At 59.6% G+C, this 19067-nt stretch carries 25 protein-coding genes; 11 read left to right on the top strand and 14 right to left on the bottom strand.

Going from position 1 to position 19067, the window contains the following annotated elements; translation table 11 throughout:
* Positions 1–14 precede the first annotated feature (14 nt).
* The 6 genes from ACYZTM_RS20110 to ACYZTM_RS20085 all read right to left on the bottom strand — a co-directional run bounded on the left by ACYZTM_RS20110 (position 15) and on the right by ACYZTM_RS20085 (position 3408).
* On the bottom strand, positions 15–254 hold the full coding sequence (locus ACYZTM_RS20110) for a BolA family protein (protein WP_131061198.1): 240 nt from the start codon (positions 252–254) through the stop codon (positions 15–17).
* Positions 255–367: 113 nt separating this feature from the next.
* A complete protein-coding gene (locus ACYZTM_RS20105; RefSeq protein ID WP_461984256.1) occupies positions 368–673 on the bottom strand; it encodes an STAS domain-containing protein in 306 nt (101 codons plus the stop codon).
* On the bottom strand, positions 670–1323 hold the full coding sequence (locus ACYZTM_RS20100) for an MlaC/ttg2D family ABC transporter substrate-binding protein (RefSeq protein WP_131061200.1): 654 nt from the start codon (positions 1321–1323) through the stop codon (positions 670–672). Before ACYZTM_RS20100 ends, ACYZTM_RS20105 begins: the two co-directional genes overlap by 4 nt.
* 11 nt (positions 1324–1334) lie before the next feature.
* A complete protein-coding gene (mlaD, locus tag ACYZTM_RS20095) occupies positions 1335–1802 on the bottom strand; it encodes an outer membrane lipid asymmetry maintenance protein MlaD (RefSeq protein ID WP_131061201.1) in 468 nt (155 codons plus the stop codon).
* Complete coding sequence (mlaE, locus tag ACYZTM_RS20090; RefSeq protein ID WP_131061202.1) at positions 1802–2599, bottom strand: lipid asymmetry maintenance ABC transporter permease subunit MlaE; 798 nt, start codon at positions 2597–2599, stop codon at positions 1802–1804. Before mlaE ends, mlaD begins: the two co-directional genes overlap by 1 nt.
* A complete protein-coding gene (locus ACYZTM_RS20085; protein ID WP_131061203.1) occupies positions 2599–3408 on the bottom strand; it encodes an ATP-binding cassette domain-containing protein in 810 nt (269 codons plus the stop codon). The genes mlaE and ACYZTM_RS20085 overlap by 1 nt, the downstream gene beginning before the upstream one ends.
* Before the next feature lie 277 nt (positions 3409–3685).
* Here ACYZTM_RS20085 and ACYZTM_RS20080 point away from each other — a divergent pair, with 277 nt between their 5' ends.
* From ACYZTM_RS20080 to ACYZTM_RS20035, 10 genes are all read left to right on the top strand, one after another.
* On the top strand, positions 3686–4660 hold the full coding sequence (locus ACYZTM_RS20080) for a KpsF/GutQ family sugar-phosphate isomerase (protein ID WP_131061204.1): 975 nt from the start codon (positions 3686–3688) through the stop codon (positions 4658–4660).
* Positions 4660–5184, top strand: a complete 525-nt coding sequence (locus ACYZTM_RS20075) for a KdsC family phosphatase (protein WP_461984250.1) — start codon at positions 4660–4662, stop codon at positions 5182–5184. The genes ACYZTM_RS20080 and ACYZTM_RS20075 overlap by 1 nt, the downstream gene beginning before the upstream one ends.
* Before the next feature lie 7 nt (positions 5185–5191).
* Complete coding sequence (gene lptC / locus ACYZTM_RS20070) at positions 5192–5764, top strand: LPS export ABC transporter periplasmic protein LptC (RefSeq protein WP_131061206.1); 573 nt, start codon at positions 5192–5194, stop codon at positions 5762–5764.
* The gene (gene lptA, locus ACYZTM_RS20065; protein ID WP_131061207.1) at positions 5751–6299 is read left to right on the top strand and encodes a lipopolysaccharide transport periplasmic protein LptA; all 549 of its coding nucleotides are present in this window, start codon (positions 5751–5753) and stop codon (positions 6297–6299) included. Before lptC ends, lptA begins: the two co-directional genes overlap by 14 nt.
* Positions 6299–7024 carry an LPS export ABC transporter ATP-binding protein gene (gene lptB, locus ACYZTM_RS20060; protein WP_109627985.1) on the top strand — a complete coding sequence of 242 codons (726 nt, stop codon included), beginning with the start codon at positions 6299–6301 and terminating at the stop codon, positions 7022–7024. Before lptA ends, lptB begins: the two co-directional genes overlap by 1 nt.
* Before the next feature lie 184 nt (positions 7025–7208).
* Positions 7209–8702 carry an RNA polymerase factor sigma-54 gene (locus tag ACYZTM_RS20055; RefSeq protein ID WP_131061208.1) on the top strand — a complete coding sequence of 498 codons (1494 nt, stop codon included), beginning with the start codon at positions 7209–7211 and terminating at the stop codon, positions 8700–8702.
* Positions 8703–8776: 74 nt separating this feature from the next.
* A complete protein-coding gene (gene hpf, locus ACYZTM_RS20050; protein ID WP_131061209.1) occupies positions 8777–9085 on the top strand; it encodes a ribosome hibernation-promoting factor, HPF/YfiA family in 309 nt (102 codons plus the stop codon).
* Between the two features lie 12 nt (positions 9086–9097).
* Positions 9098–9562, top strand: coding sequence for a PTS IIA-like nitrogen regulatory protein PtsN (gene ptsN / locus ACYZTM_RS20045; protein WP_131061210.1), 465 nt, complete (start codon positions 9098–9100; stop codon positions 9560–9562).
* Between the two features lie 2 nt (positions 9563–9564).
* Positions 9565–10422, top strand: a complete 858-nt coding sequence (rapZ, locus tag ACYZTM_RS20040; protein WP_131061211.1) for an RNase adapter RapZ — start codon at positions 9565–9567, stop codon at positions 10420–10422.
* 15 nt (positions 10423–10437) lie between these two features.
* Complete coding sequence (locus ACYZTM_RS20035) at positions 10438–10713, top strand: HPr family phosphocarrier protein (RefSeq protein ID WP_131061212.1); 276 nt, start codon at positions 10438–10440, stop codon at positions 10711–10713.
* 8 nt (positions 10714–10721) lie between these two features.
* Here the strand turns inward: ACYZTM_RS20035 and ACYZTM_RS20030 are convergent, their stop codons facing one another.
* The 6 genes from ACYZTM_RS20030 to pmbA all read right to left on the bottom strand — a co-directional run bounded on the left by ACYZTM_RS20030 (position 10722) and on the right by pmbA (position 16074).
* A complete protein-coding gene (locus tag ACYZTM_RS20030; protein WP_461984244.1) occupies positions 10722–11615 on the bottom strand; it encodes a ZIP family metal transporter in 894 nt (297 codons plus the stop codon).
* A 30-nt stretch (positions 11616–11645) separates the two neighbouring features.
* The gene (locus ACYZTM_RS20025; RefSeq protein WP_461984243.1) at positions 11646–12257 is read right to left on the bottom strand and encodes a superoxide dismutase; all 612 of its coding nucleotides are present in this window, start codon (positions 12255–12257) and stop codon (positions 11646–11648) included.
* A 1-nt stretch (position 12258) separates the two neighbouring features.
* Positions 12259–12687: a hypothetical protein gene (locus ACYZTM_RS20020; protein ID WP_131061215.1), complete on the bottom strand. Its 429-nt coding sequence runs from the start codon at positions 12685–12687 to the stop codon at positions 12259–12261.
* A 27-nt stretch (positions 12688–12714) separates the two neighbouring features.
* Complete coding sequence (locus tag ACYZTM_RS20015) at positions 12715–14091, bottom strand: class II fumarate hydratase (protein ID WP_461984241.1); 1377 nt, start codon at positions 14089–14091, stop codon at positions 12715–12717.
* Positions 14072–14479 (bottom strand): FagA protein, encoded by a 408-nt coding sequence (locus ACYZTM_RS20010; protein WP_131061217.1) that lies wholly within the window; start codon positions 14477–14479, stop codon positions 14072–14074. Before ACYZTM_RS20010 ends, ACYZTM_RS20015 begins: the two co-directional genes overlap by 20 nt.
* A gap of 248 nt (positions 14480–14727) precedes the next feature.
* Entirely contained in the window at positions 14728–16074 is a 1347-nt protein-coding gene (pmbA, locus tag ACYZTM_RS20005) for a metalloprotease PmbA (RefSeq protein WP_461984239.1), read from the bottom strand.
* A 108-nt stretch (positions 16075–16182) separates the two neighbouring features.
* Here pmbA and yjgA point away from each other — a divergent pair, with 108 nt between their 5' ends.
* Positions 16183–16707 (top strand): ribosome biogenesis factor YjgA, encoded by a 525-nt coding sequence (gene yjgA, locus ACYZTM_RS20000; protein ID WP_131061219.1) that lies wholly within the window; start codon positions 16183–16185, stop codon positions 16705–16707.
* A 48-nt stretch (positions 16708–16755) separates the two neighbouring features.
* On the opposite strand, the gene tldD is transcribed toward yjgA, so the two are convergent.
* A complete protein-coding gene (gene tldD, locus ACYZTM_RS19995) occupies positions 16756–18198 on the bottom strand; it encodes a metalloprotease TldD (protein WP_131061220.1) in 1443 nt (480 codons plus the stop codon).
* 4 nt (positions 18199–18202) lie between these two features.
* Entirely contained in the window at positions 18203–19063 is an 861-nt protein-coding gene (locus ACYZTM_RS19990) for a carbon-nitrogen hydrolase family protein (RefSeq protein ID WP_461984236.1), read from the bottom strand.
* Positions 19064–19067 lie beyond the last annotated feature (4 nt).

The raw sequence follows: 19067 nt of genomic DNA, 5'->3' as shown, positions 1-19067 counted from the left end.
CGACGCCCTTGGGCTCAGGTGCGCTCGGCCCAGGCCGCGCTGCTGAAAAATTTCATAGTGACCGCATGGATGCTGCCATCGGTGATCCATGGGTTCAAATGGGCATAGATCTGCTGCTGACGCTTCACCGGGCTCAACGCCGCCAGTTCATCGCTAATCACGTTCAGCTGAAAGTTGCAGCCTTCGCCCTCAACTTCTACGTGCGTTCCGGGCAGCTTTCCTTCAAGGAAGCTCTTCACTTCTACGGCCTGCATGCTCAACCTCAATCGGCGCCCTGTGCGCGCGGGTCGGACATCATACAAAAAAGCCCCGCGCCTGCGAACCCCGCGAAGCAGGACTCTGACGGGGGGCTTCTTTATAGATGCGGTTAGGGATGCGCCAACAGCTCGGTCAATTCACTGACCTGAGCGATTTCGCGCATGTCTTCTGGCATCCCGCGGATGGTCAGCGCCTTGCCGGCCGCCTGTGCATCGCGCATGAAACACAGCAGCAGGGACAAGCCCACGCTGCTGGACTTCAACACTGCCGAACAATCGACCACCACTTCGGCAGCCTGGCTGGACTTGATCAACGCCTGCCCCTGCTTGCGCAGACCAGGGCCGGTGCGGTAATCCAGCATGCCGCTAAGCCGCAGTTCGCCGGAATCGCTCATGCGAATGGCCGACACACTCATTGGATCGACTTCTCGGTGGCGTCTGCAGTTTTTTCCTTGGCCTTGGCGACTTCCCCGGCCCAACCGTTGATGGTCTTGTCCAGGTCATTGCCATTGCGCTGCATCGCGTCAGCGAACTGATCGCGGAACAGCTTGCCGATGTTGATACCGTTGATGATCACATTACGCAGTTTCCACTCGCCACTGATCTTCTCGAGTGTGTACGACACGGGATAGATCGAGCCGTTGGTGCCTTTGACCGTCATGGCAACGCTGGTACGGTCTCCCGACTCATCCTTGGCAGGGTCGACGGTGATGCCCTGGTTGTTGAACTCGAGCAAGGCGTTGCCATAGAACTGGAACAGACCCTTTTTGAAGTTTTCTTCAAAGGTTTTCATCTGCGCAGGCGTGGCTTTGCGTGAGTACTTGACCGTCATGATGCTTTTGGAAATGCCCTCGGCATCCACGACCGGCCCGACGATGGTGTTCAGCGCCGTGTAAAAGTCTTGCGGGTCCTGCTTGTACTTCTCTTTGTTGGCCGCCAGGTCGGCCAGCAACCGAGTGGTGGTGTCCTGCACGATTTCGTGCGCTGAGGGCGCTGCCACGGCGTTAGCCATCAGCGGCAGGGCCGAGAGTAATACCAACAGGCCACGTCGCAAGGTAGAGATCATTCAAAAGCTCCTCATTTGGCGTCTTTGCTAACGGTATTGAGCAGAAATTTACCGATCAGGTCCTCGAGCACCAGCGACGACTGGGTGTCGTGGATGGTTGAACCATCCTTGAGCAAGGTTTCTTCCCCGCCCACGCTGATACCGATGTACTTCTCGCCCAACAGGCCAGCGGTCAGGATAGATGCAGTGGAGTCAGTCGGCAGGTTATCTACGCGCTTTTCCAGCTGCATGGTCACTCGACCGGTGAAACTGTCGCGGTCCAGATCGATCGCCGTAACCTTGCCGATGGTCACACCGGCCATGGTCACTTTAGCTCTGACAGTCAAACCAGCGATATTGTCGAAATACGCATAAGTTTTATAAGTATCGGTGGTTGCACTCGGGGACAGGCCACTCACCCGCAACGCCAGCAACAGCAAAGCCAGGATGCCAGCCAGCAAGAAAAGGCCGACACCAATTTCCAGGGTGCGGTTTTGCATCAGAAATCTCCAAACATCAAGGCGGTCAGAATAAAGTCCAGGCCGAGTACAGCCAAAGAGGCATACACCACGGTCTTGGTAGTGGCACGACTGATCCCCTCGGAAGTGGGCTCGCAGTCATAGCCTTGGAATACGGCGATCCAGGTCACGACGAAGGCGAAAACGATGCTTTTGATGATGCCGTTGAGCACATCGTCAGCAAAAGTCACGCTGTTCTGCATGTTGGACCAGTAGGAACCTTCATAGACACCCAGCCAGTCGACGGCCACCCACGAACCGCCCCAGATACCCACCACGCTGAAAATCATCGCCAGCACCGGCAGGGAAATGAAGCCGGCCCACAGGCGCGGAGCAATGATGTACTTGAGCGGGTCGACGCCAATCATTTCCAGACTGGACAACTGTTCGGTGGACTTCATGTTGCCGATTTCGGCGGTCAACGCCGAACCTGCGCGACCGGCGAACAGCAATGCCGTGACCACGGGGCCGAGTTCACGCAACAGCGTCAGCGCAACCATCTGCCCGACCGCCTGCTCCGAACCGTAGCTGGACAGAATGTTGAAGCCTTGCAGCGCCAGCACCATGCCGATGAACACCCCGGAGACCACAATGATCACCAGGGACATTACGCCCACCGAATGCAGTTGCTTGATCAGCAGGCCAAAACCGCCGCCGATACCACCGCGGCCGAGCAAGGCGTGAAACAGGAAAATCGCCGAACGCCCGAACACCGCCAGCACATCGATGCCGGCATGGCCGAATCGACGCACGCGTTCCAATAGTGAAATCTTGCGCATCAACGCTTCCCCAGAAGATCTGCGCGGTAATCCGTCGCTGGAAAGTGGTATGCGACCGGACCGTCGGGATCGCCGGTCATGAATTGACGAATACGCGGTTCCTGCGAGTTCATCAGCTCCTCGGGAGTGCCCTGCCCCAACACTTGCCCGTCGCCCACCACATAAATGTAATCGGCAATGCTGGCGGTCTCGGCCAGATCATGGGAGACCACGATACTGGTGATGCCCAGCGCATCGTTGAGCAAACGGATCAAGCGCACCAACACGCCCATGGCGATTGGGTCCTGGCCGACGAAGGGTTCGTCATACATGAGGATCTGCGGATCGAGGGCAATCGCCCGCGCCAGCGCGACACGGCGCTTCATGCCACCGGACAGTTCGTCGGGCATCAGGTCGATGGCGCCACGCAAGCCCACGGCCTGCAATTTGAGCAGGACGATGTCTCGGATCATTTCTTCCGGCAGCTCGGTATGAACGCGCAGCGGAAAGGCGACGTTCTCGAACACATCGAGGTCGGTAAACAGCGCGCCGCTCTGGAACAGCACGCCCATGTGCTTGCGCGCATCGAACAAATCGCTGCGCGACAGCTTCGGCAGGTTCTGGCCATTGACCCAGACCTCGCCCTTGGTGGGCCGCAACTGTGCGCCCATCAACCGCAACAGCGTGGTCTTGCCACACCCGGAAGGCCCCATGATGCCGGTGACCTTGCCGCGCGGGATACGGATATCGACGTTATTGAAAATGCTGCGCGCACCGCGCTTGAAGGACAGTCCCTTCAGCTCGACCGCGTAGGCGTTATCGGCACTCATCTAAACTCCTTGCGATGCAGCCTCACACTCGGACGCCTGGCTTCCTGACGAAAGCACATACCTCCCCGGGCAGGCCGAACTGGCGGCGAACTATATCACTGCAAAGGCCAAGCGCCCAAGGCCCAAGCCGGCCCATGTTCAGCAACATGACAGGCAAAAAGCCTCGTCCGGAGGGGATTAGGTAACAGGGAATGACAAAGCGCGACGAACTTGCGTGAGGGTTTTGATCATTACCGCTATAATCGCCGCCTTTTCATCAGGCTATACGATTTCTGACATGAGCCAATCCAGCGACCTGATTCAATCTGCACAACGCACCATCCGCCTCGAACTGGAAGCCGTCCAAGGCTTGCTGCCCCATATCGACGCAGATTTCGTACGCGCTTGCGAGATGATTCTGGACAGCAAAGGCCGCGTGGTCGTGGTCGGCATGGGCAAATCGGGGCACATCGGCAACAAGATCGCCGCCACCCTGGCCAGCACCGGCACCACGGCGTTTTTTGTGCACCCGGCCGAAGCCAGTCACGGCGACATGGGCATGATCACTCGCGACGACATCATCCTGGCCCTGTCGAACTCCGGCTCCACCAATGAAATCGTCACCCTGCTGCCCCTGATCAAGCGTCTGGGCATCAAATTGATCAGCATGACCGGCAATCCGGACTCGGCGCTGGCCAAGGCTGCCGAGGTCAATCTCAACGTCCACGTCGAGCACGAAGCCTGCCCGCTGAACCTGGCACCGACCTCGTCGACCACCGCCGCGCTGGTCATGGGCGATGCCCTGGCCGTTGCACTGCTGGAAGCCCGCGGCTTTACCGCTGAAGATTTCGCCTTTTCCCATCCAGGCGGAGCGCTGGGCCGACGCCTGCTGCTGAAAGTCGAAAACGTCATGCACGCTGGTCAAGAGCTGCCGCAGGTTCAGCGCGGCACGCTGCTCAAGGACGCGCTGATGGAAATGACCCGCAAGGGCCTGGGCATGACCGTGATCCTGGAAGCCGACGGCAAACTGGCCGGAATCTTCACCGACGGTGATTTGCGCCGCACACTGGACCGCAGCATCGATATCCACAGCGCCACCATCGATCAGGTCATGACCGCGCACGGCAAAACCGCTCGCGCCGAGATGCTCGCCGCCGAAGCCCTGAAAATCATGGAAGACCACAAGATCAACGCACTGGTCGTGGTCGACAGCGAAGACCGCCCGGTCGGCGCCTTGAACATGCACGACTTGCTGCGTGCGGGAGTAATGTAATGAGCATGGACCTGCTGCAACGCGGCAAACAGATCAAACTCGCGGTGTTCGACGTCGATGGCGTGCTGACCGACGGGCGCCTGTACTTCCTCGAAGACGGCAGCGAATTCAAGACGTTCAGCACCCTCGACGGCCAAGGCATCAAGATGTTGATGGCAGCCGGCGTGCAGACAGCTATCATCAGCGGCCGCAAGACCCCGGTGGTCGAACGTCGAGCGAAGAATCTCGGCATTCCTCATCTTTACCAGGGGCGCGAAGACAAACTGGTGGTGCTCGACGAACTTCTGGCTCAGCTCAACCTAAGCTATGAGCAGGTCGCCTATCTGGGCGACGACTTGCCGGACCTGCCGGTGATTCGGCGTGTTGGCCTGGGCATGGCCGTAGCAAACGCCGCCAGCTTCGTGCGTGAACACGCCCATGGCATCACCCACGCCCGTGGTGGCGAGGGTGCCGCTCGCGAATTCTGTGAATTGATCCTGCGCGCCCAGGGCCGCCTCGATGCGGCCAACGCCGCGTACCTGTGAGCCCATTATGCTGAGCAAAAAGATTCGTAACATCCTGGTGTTCGGCTGCATTGCGGCGCTGTTTGCCGCGGTCGGCTACTGGAACATCAGCCCGGAACGCTTCCTCGACAAACCGGTGGTCAAGGTCGATGAAAGCGCGATCGACTATTACGCCCTCAACGCCCACAGCGTGCAGTATCTGCCGGACGGCAAATTGCAGTACGAAATGACGTCCGACAAGGTCGAACACCTGAAAGTGAGCGAGGTGACGTTGCTGACCAACCCCGACCTGAACATGTTTCGTGGCACCGAGTTTCCCTGGCACGTCCAGAGCGAGCACGGCGAAGTCAACCCGGACGGCACTCAGGTCGAGCTGATCGACTCGGTACGCATCACGCGTTTCGACGAGAAAAACCGCAAAACCCTGATTACCACCACCCGAATGACAGTGTTCCCGCAGCAGCAATATGCGCAGACCGATCAACCCGTTAGAATCGACGGCGCTGGCGGTGTATCGACAGGCAACGGAATGAAAGCGTATTTGAAAGAAAGCAGGATACACCTGCTATCGAACGTAAGAGGACAGTATGAGGCTCGTTAAAACTCTCCCTATTTTGCTCAGTCTGGGCGCAGCACTGGGAAGCGTGAGCGCCTGGGCTCTGCCGAACGATCAAGAGCAGCCTATCCGCATTCAGGCCGACGACGCCCAACTGGACGACAAGAATGGCGTTGCCACCTATAAGGGTGACGTGATCATTACTCAGGGCTCGATGAAGGTCACCGGCAACACCGTGACCATCACCCGCACCGCGGCTGGCGACATCGACGTGGTGACTTCGGTGGGCAACCTCGCCTACTTCGAGCAACTGCAAACTGCCGGTGACACCAAGCCTGTCCAGGGTTGGGGGGTGACTATCCAGTACCACGCCTCGCAGAATCGCGTTGTGCTGATCGACAAGGCGAAAGTCATCGATAAGGACAACAACACCACCCAAGGCGAGAAAATCGTCTACGACACCGAGAAAAAGCTTGCGAGCGCCGGGCGTGCTACGGGCAGCAAGGTCACTGAGTCGCGTCCGCGCATCGACATGGTGATCCAGCCCAAGCCGAAAACCGACGAGAAAAAGGCCCCGTAATGGCAACTCTGAAAGCTCAGCATCTGGCCAAGAGCTACAAGAGCCGCCAGGTTGTGCGTGACGTCAGCCTGTCCATCGACAGCGGTCAGATCGTCGGCCTGCTGGGCCCTAACGGCGCCGGCAAGACCACCTGTTTCTACATGATCGTCGGCCTGGTGCAGGCCGATCAGGGTCGCGTATTGATCGACGACCTGGACGTCAGCCACCAGCCGATGCACGGTCGAGCAAAGGCCGGCATCGGCTATCTTCCGCAAGAAGCGTCGATCTTCCGCAAACTGTCGGTGGCCGACAACATCATGGCCATCCTCGAGACTCGCAAGGAACTCGACAAGGCCGATCGTCGCAAGGAGCTGGAAAGCCTGCTGCAGGAATTCCACATCAGCCACATCCGCGACAACCTCGGCATGAGCCTGTCCGGTGGCGAACGCCGCCGCGTGGAAATTGCACGGGCATTGGCCACCAACCCGAAATTCATCCTGCTCGACGAACCTTTCGCCGGCGTGGACCCGATTTCGGTGGGCGACATCAAACAGATCATCTACCACCTCAAGGCCAAAGGCATTGGCGTGCTGATCACCGACCACAACGTCCGTGAAACCCTGGACATCTGCGAAACCGCCTACATCGTCAACGATGGCCAGCTGATCGCCGAAGGTGACTCCGCCACCATCCTGGCCAACGAACTGGTCAAGGAAGTGTACCTGGGCCATGAGTTCCGCCTTTAAGCACTGAGGTGTCTGGCTGATTGTCCGGGCGCTCGTCTCGATAAAAAATCAATACTTTTTTATTGTTACAGCGCTCTAGGCAAACGCTGCAGTTTCGGGCATATAATTTGCTTATGTTTGGCGCTCCGGCGCCCTGTAGTGGATGGCGCATGTGCGCCGGCGAATAAGGTGTTAAGCCCCTGCCATGAAACCATCGCTAGTCTTGAGAATGGGCCAGCAGCTGACGATGACACCGCAGCTGCAACAGGCCATCCGCCTGCTCCAATTGTCGACCCTGGACCTGCAACAGGAAATCCAGGAGGCCCTGGAGTCCAATCCGATGCTCGAACGCCAGGAAGAAGGCGACGACTTCGATAACGCCGACCCCTTGGCCGACAAAGCCGAACAACTACCCAACGCCGATGTTTCGGAACCCTCCTACCAGGAAACCGCCCCGACGGTGGATAACCTCGAGGAAGGTGACTGGAACGAGCGCATTCCCAACGAACTGCCCGTCGATACCGCGTGGGAAGACGTCTACCAGACCAGTGCCAGCAGCCTGCCGAGCAACGATGACGACGAGTGGGACTTCACCACCCGCACATCGGCCGGCGAAAGCCTGCAAAGTCATTTGCTATGGCAACTGAACCTGGCACCGATGTCCGACACCGATCGCCTGATCGCCGTGACCCTGATCGACTGCATCAACAATCAGGGCTACCTGGACGAAACCCTCGAGGAAATTCTCGAGGCCTTCGATCCGGAACTGGACATCGAACTGGACGAAATCGAAGCCGTCCTGCACCGCATCCAGCAATTCGAACCGGCCGGCATAGGCGCCCGCAACCTGGGCGAATGCCTGCTGCTGCAACTGCGCCAACTGCCTGCCAAGACACCTTGGCTGGCCGAAGCCAAACGTCTGGTCACCGACTACATCGACCTGCTCGGCAGCCGCGACTACAGCCAGCTGATGCGCCGCATGAAGCTCAAGGAAGATGAACTGCGCCAGGTGATCGAGCTGGTGCAGAGCCTCAACCCTCGTCCGGGCTCGCAGATCGAGTCCAGCGAAGCCGAGTACGTTGTCCCTGACGTGATCGTGCGCAAGGATAACGAGCGCTGGCTGGTCGAACTGAACCAGGAATCGGTGCCACGGCTGCGGGTCAACGCCCAGTACGCCGGTTTTGTACGCCGCGCCGACACCAGCGCCGACAACACCTTCATGCGCAATCAGTTGCAAGAGGCTCGCTGGTTTATCAAGAGCCTGCAAAGCCGCAACGAAACACTGATGAAAGTGGCCACCCAGATTGTCGAGCACCAGCGCGGCTTCCTGGAGTACGGCGACGAAGCGATGAAACCGCTGGTGCTGCATGACATCGCCGAAGCGGTGGGGATGCATGAGTCGACGATTTCGCGGGTGACCACGCAGAAATTCATGCATACCCCTCGGGGCATATATGAACTGAAATACTTTTTCTCCAGCCACGTCAGCACTTCCGAAGGCGGTGAATGCTCGTCCACAGCGATCCGCGCGATCATCAAAAAACTGGTTGCCGCGGAAAATCAGAAAAAGCCGTTGAGTGACAGCAAGATCGCTGGTTTACTGGAGGCACAAGGCATTCAGGTGGCTCGCCGCACCGTCGCCAAGTACCGCGAATCCCTCGGGATCGCGCCTTCGAGCGAACGCAAGCGGTTGATGTAGAGCCACGCCACAGCGTTCCAGTGGCAGGCATTTCTGCCTGCCGCTTTATGCACTGGCAACGAAGGAGAAGCTGTATGCAAGTCAACATCAGTGGACACCAACTGGAAGTGACCGAACCCCTGCGCGCCTACATCGGCGAAAAACTCGACCGATTAGAGAGGCACTTCGACAAGATCACCAACGTGCAAGTCACGATGACCGTCGAAAAGCTGCTGCAGAAAATCGAAGCCACGTTGCATTTCCCCGGCGGAGAAGCGGTCGCCAATGCCGAACACTCAGACATGTATGCGGCTATCGATCTGTTGACCGACAAGCTGGATCGCCAACTCAAAAAGCATAAGGAAAAGACCCAGCGTGTCCTTCAGGGCGCAACCGGTCGTTAACACTCCCCACCCATGATCCGACTTGAAAGTATCCTGACCCCCGGCCGTTCTCTTGTGAACGTGCCGGGCGGCAGTAAAAAGAAAGCCCTCGAGCAAATTGCCAACCTTATCCATAAAGAAGTACCGGATCTGGAGATGCAAGATGTCTTCGAGGCTCTGATCGCCCGTGAAAAACTTGGCTCGACCGGTTTTGGAAACGGCATCGCCATCCCCCACTGTCGTCTCAAGGGTTGTAACTCGCCCATCAGTGCCTTGATGCACCTGGACGCCCCCATCGATTTCGACGCCATCGACGGCGCCCCGGTTGACCTGCTGTTCGTTCTGCTGGTCCCGCAAGCCGCCACCGATGCGCACCTGGAGCTACTGCGCCAGATCGCCAGCATGCTCGATCGCAAGGAAGTGCGCGAAAAACTGCGCAGCGCCCCGAGCAATGAAGCCTTGTATCAGGTTGTCCTGGACGAGCAAAACGGTCAGTAATCATGCGCTTGATCATTGTCAGTGGCCGTTCCGGCTCAGGTAAAAGTACCGCACTCGATGTTCTCGAGGACAACGGCTACTACTGCATCGACAACCTGCCTGCCGGATTGCTGCCGGAACTGGCCGAGCGCGCACTGATTCATACCGAGCTGGCGCAACCGCTGGTTGCTGTATCCATCGATGCGCGCAACCTGCCGAGTCATCTATCGCGGTTTCCGGAGCTGCTGGAAGAAGTCCGCAGCCGGCACATCAAATGTGATGTGCTGTATCTGGACGCCGATGAAGAAACATTGCTCAAACGCTTCTCGGAAACCCGTCGTCGCCACCCTCTGAGCAACGCCAATCGCTCACTGGCCGAGGCGATTCAGGACGAGACCCAGTTGCTGGGCCCCATCGCCGACCTGGCCGACCTCAAGGTCAACACCACCAACCTGAACCTGTATCAGCTGCGCGATACCATCAAGCTGCGTCTGCTGAACCAGCCGGAAGCCGGCACTGCATTCCTGGTGGAGTCATTCGGGTTCAAGCGTGGCATGCCGGTGGACGCGGACCTGGTGTTCGATGTGCGCTGCCTGCCCAACCCTTACTGGAAGCCGGAACTGCGCGATCAGTCCGGGCTTGATCAACCGGTGGCCGAGTATCTGGCGGCACAACCGGACGTCGAAGAGATGTTCCAGGATATTTCCACGTACCTGCTCAAGTGGTTGCCGCGCTTTGCCGCCAGCAACCGCGCTTATGTCACCATTGCCATTGGCTGCACCGGCGGGCATCACCGCTCCGTCTACCTGACCGAACGTCTGGGCCAGGTCCTGCAACAATCCCTGAAGAACGTCCAGGTTCGCCACCGCGACCTCAGCTAAAGGATTCACATCGCGATGCCTGCTCTGGAAATCGAAATCATCAACAAGCTGGGCCTGCATGCCCGTGCTTCGGCAAAATTCGTTGGCGTTGCCGGTGAGTTCAAGGACTGCACGATCCGGGTCGGACGTACTCCCGAGGCCATGGTAGACGGTAAAAGCATCATGGCCATGATGATGCTCGCCGCCGGCAAGGGAACGATAATTCACCTAAGCACCGAAGGTGAGCAGGCTGACGAGGCCTTGCAGGCTTTGGTCGACTTGATCAATGACTACTTCGGCGAAGGTGGTTAAACACTCGCCTAGGCCAACGCCGTATCCATCACCGTCATCAAACAAAACCCGATCAGCAACCCAAGGCTCGCCAGCTTGTCGTGACCATTGCGCCGCGACTCCGGGATGATTTCATGGGTAACCACCAGCAGCATCGCTCCCGCCGCCAGTGCCAACCCCAACGGCAACAGCAATTCGGCCAGGCTTACCAGCCAGGCGCACAACAGGGCGAAGACCGGCTCGACCAGACCTGATGCGGCACCGATCAGGAACGCCTTCACCCGCGACATACCCGCCCCTGCCAGTACCAGCGCGATCACCAGACCTTCCGGTACATCTTGCAACGCAATGCCCATGGCCAGGCTGTCAGCATCCGGCATTCCACCACCGGCCGAGACGCCGACGGCCATGCCTTCAGGAATGTTGTGGGCAATGATGGCAAACACAAACAACCAGATCCGTGGCGGGATGACCGGCCGCTCCAGCGTTCCGACGAGCATTTCAGGCGAAGCGCCAGACACCTTTCGGTCCACCAGAAACAACCCGAACGCGCCGAGCATGATGCCAAAGCTGATCAGGCCGCTGGCCGCCCAAGGCGTCAGCCCCAGGCTTTCAGCGGCGGAAATACCCGGAACGATCAGCGAAAATGCCGTCGCCGCCAGCATGACCCCGGCACCGAAACCGAGCAGCGTATCGCTGACCGCCTGCGGCATCCGCCGAATCACCAGCACCGGCACCGCGCCCAACGCAGTACCCAAGGCACAAATCGCCCCGCCCTGCAGCGCGCGCAGCAGTTTTGGTTCGAGATCGAGCCACGCCAGCCCATGGGCGACCAACAGCGTCATGCCCGCCAGCAGCAACAGCGATCCCAACGCGTAACGAAACATTCGTCCGCTTCCGCTCGCCAGTGTTTCAGTGCCCATAGTCAGCCTTGGATTGTTTTTATAGAGGACTTAAACCAGCGCAGCCTGATAACGCGCAGCGACTTCGGGCCAATTGATGACGTTGTAGAACGCGTTGATGTATTCCGGACGGCGGTTCTGGTATTGCAGGTAGTAGGCGTGCTCCCAGACATCCAGGCCGAGAATTGGCGTATTGCCATTCATCAACGGGCTGTCCTGGTTACCGCTACTTTCCACGATCAGGGTCTTTTGCGGCGTGACACTCAACCAGGCCCAGCCACTGCCGAAGCGGGTCAGCGCGGCTTTGGTGAAGGCTTCCTTGAAACTGTCCAGACCACCCAGTTGCTCATCAATCGCCGTGGCCAGCGCACCTTCCGGTTTGCCACCGCCGTGCGGCGCCATCACTTCCCAGAACAACGAATGGTTGGCATGGCCGCCGCCCTGATTGATCACCGCCGCGCGGAGTTTTTCCGGCAGTTGCTGGACGCTGGCGACCAGTTTTTCCACCGACCACTCGGCAAACTCGGTGCCTTCGACCGCGGCGTTGAGATTATTGATGTAGGTCTGGTGGTGCTTGGTGTAGTGGATCTCCATGGTCTGCGCATCGATGTGCGGTTCCAGGGCATCGTAAGCGTAAGGCAAGGCGGGCAAGGTAAAAGCCATTTCAATGGACTCCATGATGTAGAGGCGCAGGCGATGCGGTATCGGTGTGCAGCAAACGGTGTGTGCGCGGGTATTCGCCATGCTCGCTGATGAAATTCAGCAGCTCGACATAGGTTTTGCTGCTTTGACGCAACGCGGCTTCGCGCAGGGCCGGGGCCAGGCGCGGGTCCTGCATGGTCTGCAATAACCGCTGATGGATCGCGCACAAATACTCGGCGCTCTCCTCCGGCTGGTTAAGACGCAAATGCAGGTCTGCCAGGTTGTGGTGGGAAATCACGCAGGCCGCCACCGCTTCGTCGGCATCCGCCCAGCGCTCGAACAACACCTGGGCCAACGCCAGGGCCTGCAAGTACGCCTCGCGGGCATCGACGAGTTCGCCCAGCATGAAATGGCGATTAGCCCTTTCGATCGTGCGTTTCCAGTGCTCCATGGTGAGCCTCCAAAGCGGTAGCGGTGATTACACGCCGCCTGCGGTGAGCTTCTCTGGGTTGAGTAATTCTTCCAGTTGGCTGCGCGTCAGGTCCGTGTGTTCCAGGGCGACATCAATCACCGGTCGGCCCTGCTGATAGGCCTTCTTGGCGATTTCAGCGGCTTTTTGGTAACCAATGATCGGGTTGAGTGCGGTCACCAGAATCGGATTGCGCGACAGCGCCTCTTTAATTCGCGCCTCATTGACCTTGAAGCTGGCGATGGCCTTTTCACCCAACAGATGACTGGCGTTGGCCAGCAGTTCGATGCTGCTCAGCAGGTTCTGCGCGATGATCGGCAGCATCACGTTCAATTCGAAATTGCCCGACTGACCGGCGATGGTGATGACGGTGTCATTGCCGATCACCTGGGCGGCGACCATGGCGGTGGCTTCCGGGATGACCGGGTTGACCTTGCCGGGCATGATCGAAGAACCCGGCTGCAAGGCTTCGAGTTCGATTTCGCCGAGGCCGGCCAGCGGGCCGGAGTTCATCCAACGCAGATCGTTGGCGATTTTCATCAACGAAACCGCTGTCGCTTTAAGCTGTCCGGAGACCGCAACTGCGGTGTCCTGGGAGCCGATCAGCGCAAACAGATCCTTGCCCGGCGTGAATTGAACGTGGGTCAGCTCGCTCAACTGTTGGCTGAAACGCGCAGCGAATTGCGGATGCGCATTGACCCCGGTGCCCACCGCCGTGCCGCCCTGAGCCAGGGATTGCAGGCTCGGCAGCAAGTCCTGCAAATGGCCGATGTTGGCCTTGAGCTGTTGCGCCCAGCCATTGAGCACCTGGCTCATGCGCACGGGCATGGCGTCCATCAAGTGCGTGCGACCGGTTTTGACGTGGTGATGAACCTCTTCAGCCTTGTACTCGATCACCTGCACCAGACGCACCAGCGCCGGCAGCAGTTGCTCGTGCAACGCCAGTGCGGCGCTGACATGGATGGTGGTCGGGATGATGTCGTTGCTGCTTTGGCCGCAATTCACGTGGTCGTTCGGGTTCACCGGCTCGCCGAGCAGACGGCTGGCCAGGGTGGCAATCACTTCATTGGCGTTCATGTTGGAACTGGTGCCGGATCCGGTCTGGAAGATGTCCACTGGAAAATGCTGCATGAAGTCGCCCTGAAGCAGACCCAATGACGCATCGACGATGGCCTTGCCCTGCGACTCGCTGATTTGCTTGAGCTCGACGTTGGCTTGGGCGGCGGCAGCCTTGGCCAGAATCAACGCGCGGATGAACTGCACCGGCATCGGCTTGCCGCTGATCGGGAAGTTATCCACTGCGCGCTGGGTCTGCGCGCCATAGAGCGCATCCACCGGGACCTGAAGCTCGCCCATGCTGTCGCGCTCAATACGAGTCTTGTTCATCAGAAAATCCTTGCACCAGTTCTATGAGAGGAATCGAGGGTTGCAACTCGCAGGTCGCCAGTTGCCAGGTGTAGCTTTGCCAGCGCTTGAGGCGGCATTTGCACAGAGAGAGGCGTTCCAGATCGCGCAAAGGACGCCAGGCCTGGTCCAGGCAGTAAGTCCGCCAATGCCAGGGCAGCGCGACATCGGCGGCCGTGTCGAGCAACAAACGGAAAGATGTTTCGGCGATGGTCCAGGCAGAGGTGGCCGTGCAGCACGCCAGATACCGGCCTTCAGCCAGGTAATGTTCGATCAGGCGCGGTTCATCGGGGTCCATCGCGCAACGGATCTGGCGACTCATCCAGCGCCAGCTTTTGAGGTAAGGCATCTCGTGCAAGGCAGAACTCATGATCCGGGCCCATTCGGTAATGAGATTTATTATTAGATGATAATGAGAACCAACACAACCCCGAGAGCATCAGCGAGATTTAGTGTGGGAGCGGGCTTGCTCGCGAAGGGGTCATCACATTCAACCTCTTCGTTGACTGATACACCGCCTTCGCGAGTAAGCCCGCTCCCACAGGGGGCCGGTGCAAGGCGCATAAAAAAGGCGCGCCACCCAATGGGTGGCGCGCCTTTTTGTGTAGCGCTAAGGGTTTAGCTGCCCGCGACTGTCATCCGCTCAATCAACACCGAACCTGTACGAATGTTGCTGCGCAACTCCAAATCATTACCCACTGCAACGATCTGCTTGAACATGTCGCGCATGTTGCCGGCGATGGTCACTTCCTGGACCGCGAACTGGATTTCACCGTTCTCGACCCAGAAACCCGCCGCGCCACGGGAGTAATCGCCGGTGACCATGTTCAGCCCTTGGCCCATAAGTTCGGTGACCAGCAAGCCGCGACCCATGCGGCGCAGCAAGGCGGCCTGATCTTCATCACCATGGGTGACGAACAGGTTGTGCACGCCACCCGCGTTCGCGGTGCTCGGCATGCCGAGTTTGCGGCCGGAATAGGTGCCGAGGATGTAGGACACCAACTCGCCCTTTTCGACGAACGGCTTGGCATAAGTCGCCAGGCCATCACCGTCGAACGCCGAACTGCCCATGGCGCGCATCAGGTGCGGACGCTCATCGATGGTCAGCCATTCCGGGAACAGCTTCTGACCCAGCGTGCCTTCAAGGAACGACGATTTGCGATACAGACTGCCGCCGGAAATCGCTGAGAGGAAGCTGCCGAACAAGCCACCGGCCAGTTCCGCGGAAAATAGCACCGGCACTTCGCAGGTCGGCACCGGACGCGCGCCCAGACGGCTCGCCGCCCGTTGCGCGGCACGCTGGCCGATGCTCACCGGGTCAGCCAGCAAGTTGCCCTGACGGTTCACGTCGTACCAGTAATCGCGCTGCATCTGGCCGTCTGCTTCGGCAATCATCACGCAGCTCAGGCTGTGCCGGGTCGACGCGTAACCGCCGATGAAACCGTGACTGTTGCCGTAAACACGGCAGCCCTGGTGGGTGCTGAGGGTGGTGCCGTCGGCGTTCTTGATCCGGCTGTCGATGGCAAACGCCGCCGCTTCACAGGCCAGCGCCTGCTCGATGGCTTGTTCCGGGGTGATGTCCCATTGATGGAACAGGTCGAAATCCTGCAGATCCCTGGCCATCAACGCGGCATCTGCCAGGCCGGAAGCCTCGTCTTCGGAGGTGTGCTTGGCGATGGCCAACGCAGCAGCGACGGTTTCACGAATCGCCTCAGGACCACTGGCCGAGGTGCTGGCCGAGCCTTTGCGCTGACCGACGTACAAGGTGATGCCAAAGCCCTGGTCGCGGTTGAATTCGACGGTTTCGACTTCGCGCTGACGCACCGAAGTGGACAGGCCCTGCTCAAGGGACACGGCGACTTCACAGGCACTGGCACCCTGGCGCTTGGCTTCAGCGATGATCTGCTCGACTTGTTCTTGCAGTGCCGGCAACGCTTGTGGGCCGACGCTTTCAACTGCACTCATGCTGTTCTCCACTTAAATTCTGCTTTCGGCTGGGGCCTTCGAGCGACCGGGCCGGACAAGCGGCCCCCGACTGGTTATCATGGCGGCGTTTCTTTGCGGACGGCCACCATGGTTGATTCTTACGACGACTCCCTCGATACGGGAGAAAAAAGCAAATCCCAGGTCAAACGCGAGCTTCATGCTCTGGTTGACCTCGGCGAGCGCCTTACAACGCTCAAGCCTGACTTGCTGGCAAAACTGCCGTTGACCGACGCTATGCGCCGGGCACTGGCCGATGCGCCCAAGCACACCGCGAATATCGCGCGTAAACGGCACCTCATGTTCATCGGCAAACTGATGCGCGATCAGGACACTGACGCCATTCTGACTTTGCTCGACCAACTCGATGCCTCCACCCGGCAGTACAACGAACGTTTCCATGGCCTGGAACGCTGGCGCGATCGCTTGATCGCGGGCGACGATGCAGTCCTGGAGAAGTTCGTGCTCGACTACCCGGAGGCTGATCGTCAGCAGTTGCGCTCCCTGATCCGTCAGGCCCAGCACGAACTGGCGACCAACAAGCCACCGGCATCGAACCGTAAAATCTTCAAGTACATCCGTGAGCTGGACGAGACTCAACGCGGTCTGCGTTAAGTCCCGAATCGGGTGAATCGCCAAGCGATTCACCCGAAGCTCCATCCTTTATGATCCTGTGCCACCCACAGTGATCGCATCAATTTTCAGCGTTGGCTGGCCGACACCCACCGGCACCGACTGCCCATCCTTGCCACACGTCCCCACGCCGCTGTCCAGCGCCAGGTCGTTACCGACCATCGACACCTTGCTCATGGCTTCCGGGCCGTTGCCGATCAACGTCGCGCCTTTGACCGGGGCGGTGATTTTGCCGTCTTCGATCAGGTACGCCTCGCTGGTGGAGAACACGAATTTGCCGCTGGTGATGTCCACCTGCCCGCCGCCGAGGTTGGCGCAGTAGATACCGCGCTTGACCGAGGCGATGATTTCCGCCGGGTCGCTTTCACCCGCCAGCATGTAGGTGTTGGTCATCCGCGGCATCGGCAGGTGCGCGTAGGATTCGCGACGACCGTTGCCAGTGCGGGCGACACCCATCAGGCGTGCGTTGAGCTTGTCCTGCATGTAACCCTTGAGTACGCCGTTTTCGATCAGCGTGGTGCACTCGGTCGGGGTGCCTTCGTCGTCGACGCTCAGGGAACCGCGACGACCGGCCAGCGTGCCGTCATCGACGATGGTGCAAAGCTTGGAGGCAACCATCTCGCCCATGCGCCCGCTGTAGGCCGAACTGCCCTTGCGGTTGAAATCGCCTTCCAGACCGTGGCCGACCGCTTCGTGCAACAGCACGCCGGACCAGCCCGAACCCAACACCACCGGTAACGTACCGGCCGGCGCGGGAATGGCTTCAAGGTTGACCAGCGCCTGGCGCAGCGCTTCACGGGCGTAGCCCATGGCGCGGTCATCGCTGAGGAAGTACCGGTAATCGGTACGCCCGCCGCCGCCATGACCACCGCGCTCGCGGCGACCGTTTTGCTCGACGATCACGCTGACGTTGAAGCGCACCAGCGGTCTCACATCGGCGGCCAGGCTGCCGTCGGTCGAAGCGACAAGAATGCGTTCCCAGACCCCGGCCATGCTGACGGTGACTTGCTGGATACGCGGGTCAAGGGCGCGAGTCGCGACGTCGATACGCTTGAGCAGCTCGACTTTTTCGGCGCGGCTCATCACTTCCAGCGGGTTGTCCGGCCCGTACAACTGGGCGACATCCGCAGTGGTGAAGGCCTGCACCGTGCCGTTCTGCCCGGCGCGGGAGATCGAACGGGCCGCACGAGCCGCTGCGCCAAGGGCTTCGAGGGTGATGGCATTGCTGTAGGCGAAACCGGTTTTTTCACCCGATTGCGCACGCACACCCACACCTTGGTCGAGGTTGAAGCTGCCTTCCTTGACGATCCCGTCTTCCAGCGCCCAGGACTCGGAAATCTGCCCCTGGAAATACAGATCCGCGGCATCGATGCCCGGACCGGCCAGATCGCCGAGCACACCTTGCAGGCTCTCGATCGTTACGCCACCGGGCGCCAGGAGGTGTTCACTGACAGAGGACAACAACTCGCTCATATTTTTACGCCTTAAATTCGTCGTTCCGGGCAGGTCGCTGTGCGCCCTGCGAGAAAAAGCGCCGGTGACTGGACACCGGCATCCGCGCCCTGATGGACGCCTGTTCGCTGCTATCGCGTTCGGCCAGCAGCACGGCCTCGCCTTGGTCCTGTTGCACCAACACACGCCCCCACGGGTCGATGATTGCCGCATGACCCCAGGTTTCTCGCGGCCCCGGATGGTTTCCACCCTGAGCGGCCGCGAGCACATAACATTGAGTTTCGATGGCCCGCGCGCGAATCAATACATCCCAATGCGCCGCGCCGGTCACCGCGGTAAAGGCAGACGGCGCGGTAATCAACTGCGCACCGGCAGCGCGCAATTCGCTGTACAGCTCCGGGAAGCGCAGGTCGTAACACACGGTCAGCCCGACTCGACCGACGGGCGTGTCCGCCACCACCACCCCACTGCCATAAGCATAGTCATCGGATTCGCGATAACGCCCGCGATTGTCCGCCACATCGACGTCGAAGAGGTGCAGCTTGTCATATCGCGCAACGGTTTCGCCGTGGTCATTCACCAGCAGCGAACAGGCATGCACTTTGGCCGTCGGCTGATCCACTGGCGGCAACGGCAACGTGCCGGCCACTATCCATAACTTAAGGTCGCGGGCGGTCTGTTTCAACCATGGCAGGATCGGGCCTTCGCCCGACGCCTCGGCGCGGCCGATGTCGGCAATGTCGCGACGGCCCATGGCGGCGAAGTTTTCCGGCAGGACGGCGAGTTGCGCACCACCGGCCGCGGCCTGCTCAAGCAGACGACGGGCCTGGGCCAGGTTGGCCAGCACATCGCTCTGGCTGACCATTTGAATCACCGCAAAAGACATGGCC

The sequence above is a fragment of the Pseudomonas sp. MDT2-39-1 genome (assembly GCF_054898085.1).
The sequence above is the reverse complement of the archived record's forward strand: the minus strand, read 5'-3'. Positions and strand labels throughout refer to the sequence as shown.

Excerpts from the sequence above, each read along its gene's own strand:
- ACYZTM_RS20110 (WP_131061198.1), bottom strand. The coding sequence starts at position 254 with ATGCAGGCCGTAGAAGTGAAGAGCTTCCTTGAAGGAAAGCTGCCCGGA.
- ACYZTM_RS20105 (WP_461984256.1), bottom strand. The coding sequence starts at position 673 with ATGAGTGTGTCGGCCATTCGCATGAGCGATTCCGGCGAACTGCGGCTT.
- ACYZTM_RS20100 (WP_131061200.1), bottom strand. The coding sequence starts at position 1,323 with ATGATCTCTACCTTGCGACGTGGCCTGTTGGTATTACTCTCGGCCCTG.
- mlaD (WP_131061201.1), bottom strand. The coding sequence starts at position 1,802 with ATGCAAAACCGCACCCTGGAAATTGGTGTCGGCCTTTTCTTGCTGGCT.
- mlaE (WP_131061202.1), bottom strand. The coding sequence starts at position 2,599 with ATGCGCAAGATTTCACTATTGGAACGCGTGCGTCGATTCGGCCATGCC.
- ACYZTM_RS20085 (WP_131061203.1), bottom strand. The coding sequence starts at position 3,408 with ATGAGTGCCGATAACGCCTACGCGGTCGAGCTGAAGGGACTGTCCTTC.
- ACYZTM_RS20080 (WP_131061204.1), top strand. The coding sequence starts at position 3,686 with ATGAGCCAATCCAGCGACCTGATTCAATCTGCACAACGCACCATCCGC.
- ACYZTM_RS20075 (WP_461984250.1), top strand. The coding sequence starts at position 4,660 with ATGAGCATGGACCTGCTGCAACGCGGCAAACAGATCAAACTCGCGGTG.
- lptC (WP_131061206.1), top strand. The coding sequence starts at position 5,192 with ATGCTGAGCAAAAAGATTCGTAACATCCTGGTGTTCGGCTGCATTGCG.
- lptA (WP_131061207.1), top strand. The coding sequence starts at position 5,751 with ATGAGGCTCGTTAAAACTCTCCCTATTTTGCTCAGTCTGGGCGCAGCA.
- lptB (WP_109627985.1), top strand. The coding sequence starts at position 6,299 with ATGGCAACTCTGAAAGCTCAGCATCTGGCCAAGAGCTACAAGAGCCGC.
- ACYZTM_RS20055 (WP_131061208.1), top strand. The coding sequence starts at position 7,209 with ATGAAACCATCGCTAGTCTTGAGAATGGGCCAGCAGCTGACGATGACA.
- hpf (WP_131061209.1), top strand. The coding sequence starts at position 8,777 with ATGCAAGTCAACATCAGTGGACACCAACTGGAAGTGACCGAACCCCTG.
- ptsN (WP_131061210.1), top strand. The coding sequence starts at position 9,098 with ATGATCCGACTTGAAAGTATCCTGACCCCCGGCCGTTCTCTTGTGAAC.
- rapZ (WP_131061211.1), top strand. The coding sequence starts at position 9,565 with ATGCGCTTGATCATTGTCAGTGGCCGTTCCGGCTCAGGTAAAAGTACC.
- ACYZTM_RS20035 (WP_131061212.1), top strand. The coding sequence starts at position 10,438 with ATGCCTGCTCTGGAAATCGAAATCATCAACAAGCTGGGCCTGCATGCC.
- ACYZTM_RS20030 (WP_461984244.1), bottom strand. The coding sequence starts at position 11,615 with ATGGGCACTGAAACACTGGCGAGCGGAAGCGGACGAATGTTTCGTTAC.
- ACYZTM_RS20025 (WP_461984243.1), bottom strand. The coding sequence starts at position 12,257 with ATGGCTTTTACCTTGCCCGCCTTGCCTTACGCTTACGATGCCCTGGAA.
- ACYZTM_RS20020 (WP_131061215.1), bottom strand. The coding sequence starts at position 12,687 with ATGGAGCACTGGAAACGCACGATCGAAAGGGCTAATCGCCATTTCATG.
- ACYZTM_RS20015 (WP_461984241.1), bottom strand. The coding sequence starts at position 14,091 with ATGAACAAGACTCGTATTGAGCGCGACAGCATGGGCGAGCTTCAGGTC.
- ACYZTM_RS20010 (WP_131061217.1), bottom strand. The coding sequence starts at position 14,479 with ATGAGTTCTGCCTTGCACGAGATGCCTTACCTCAAAAGCTGGCGCTGG.
- pmbA (WP_461984239.1), bottom strand. The coding sequence starts at position 16,074 with ATGAGTGCAGTTGAAAGCGTCGGCCCACAAGCGTTGCCGGCACTGCAA.
- yjgA (WP_131061219.1), top strand. The coding sequence starts at position 16,183 with ATGGTTGATTCTTACGACGACTCCCTCGATACGGGAGAAAAAAGCAAA.
- tldD (WP_131061220.1), bottom strand. The coding sequence starts at position 18,198 with ATGAGCGAGTTGTTGTCCTCTGTCAGTGAACACCTCCTGGCGCCCGGT.
- ACYZTM_RS19990 (WP_461984236.1), bottom strand. The coding sequence starts at position 19,063 with ATGTCTTTTGCGGTGATTCAAATGGTCAGCCAGAGCGATGTGCTGGCC.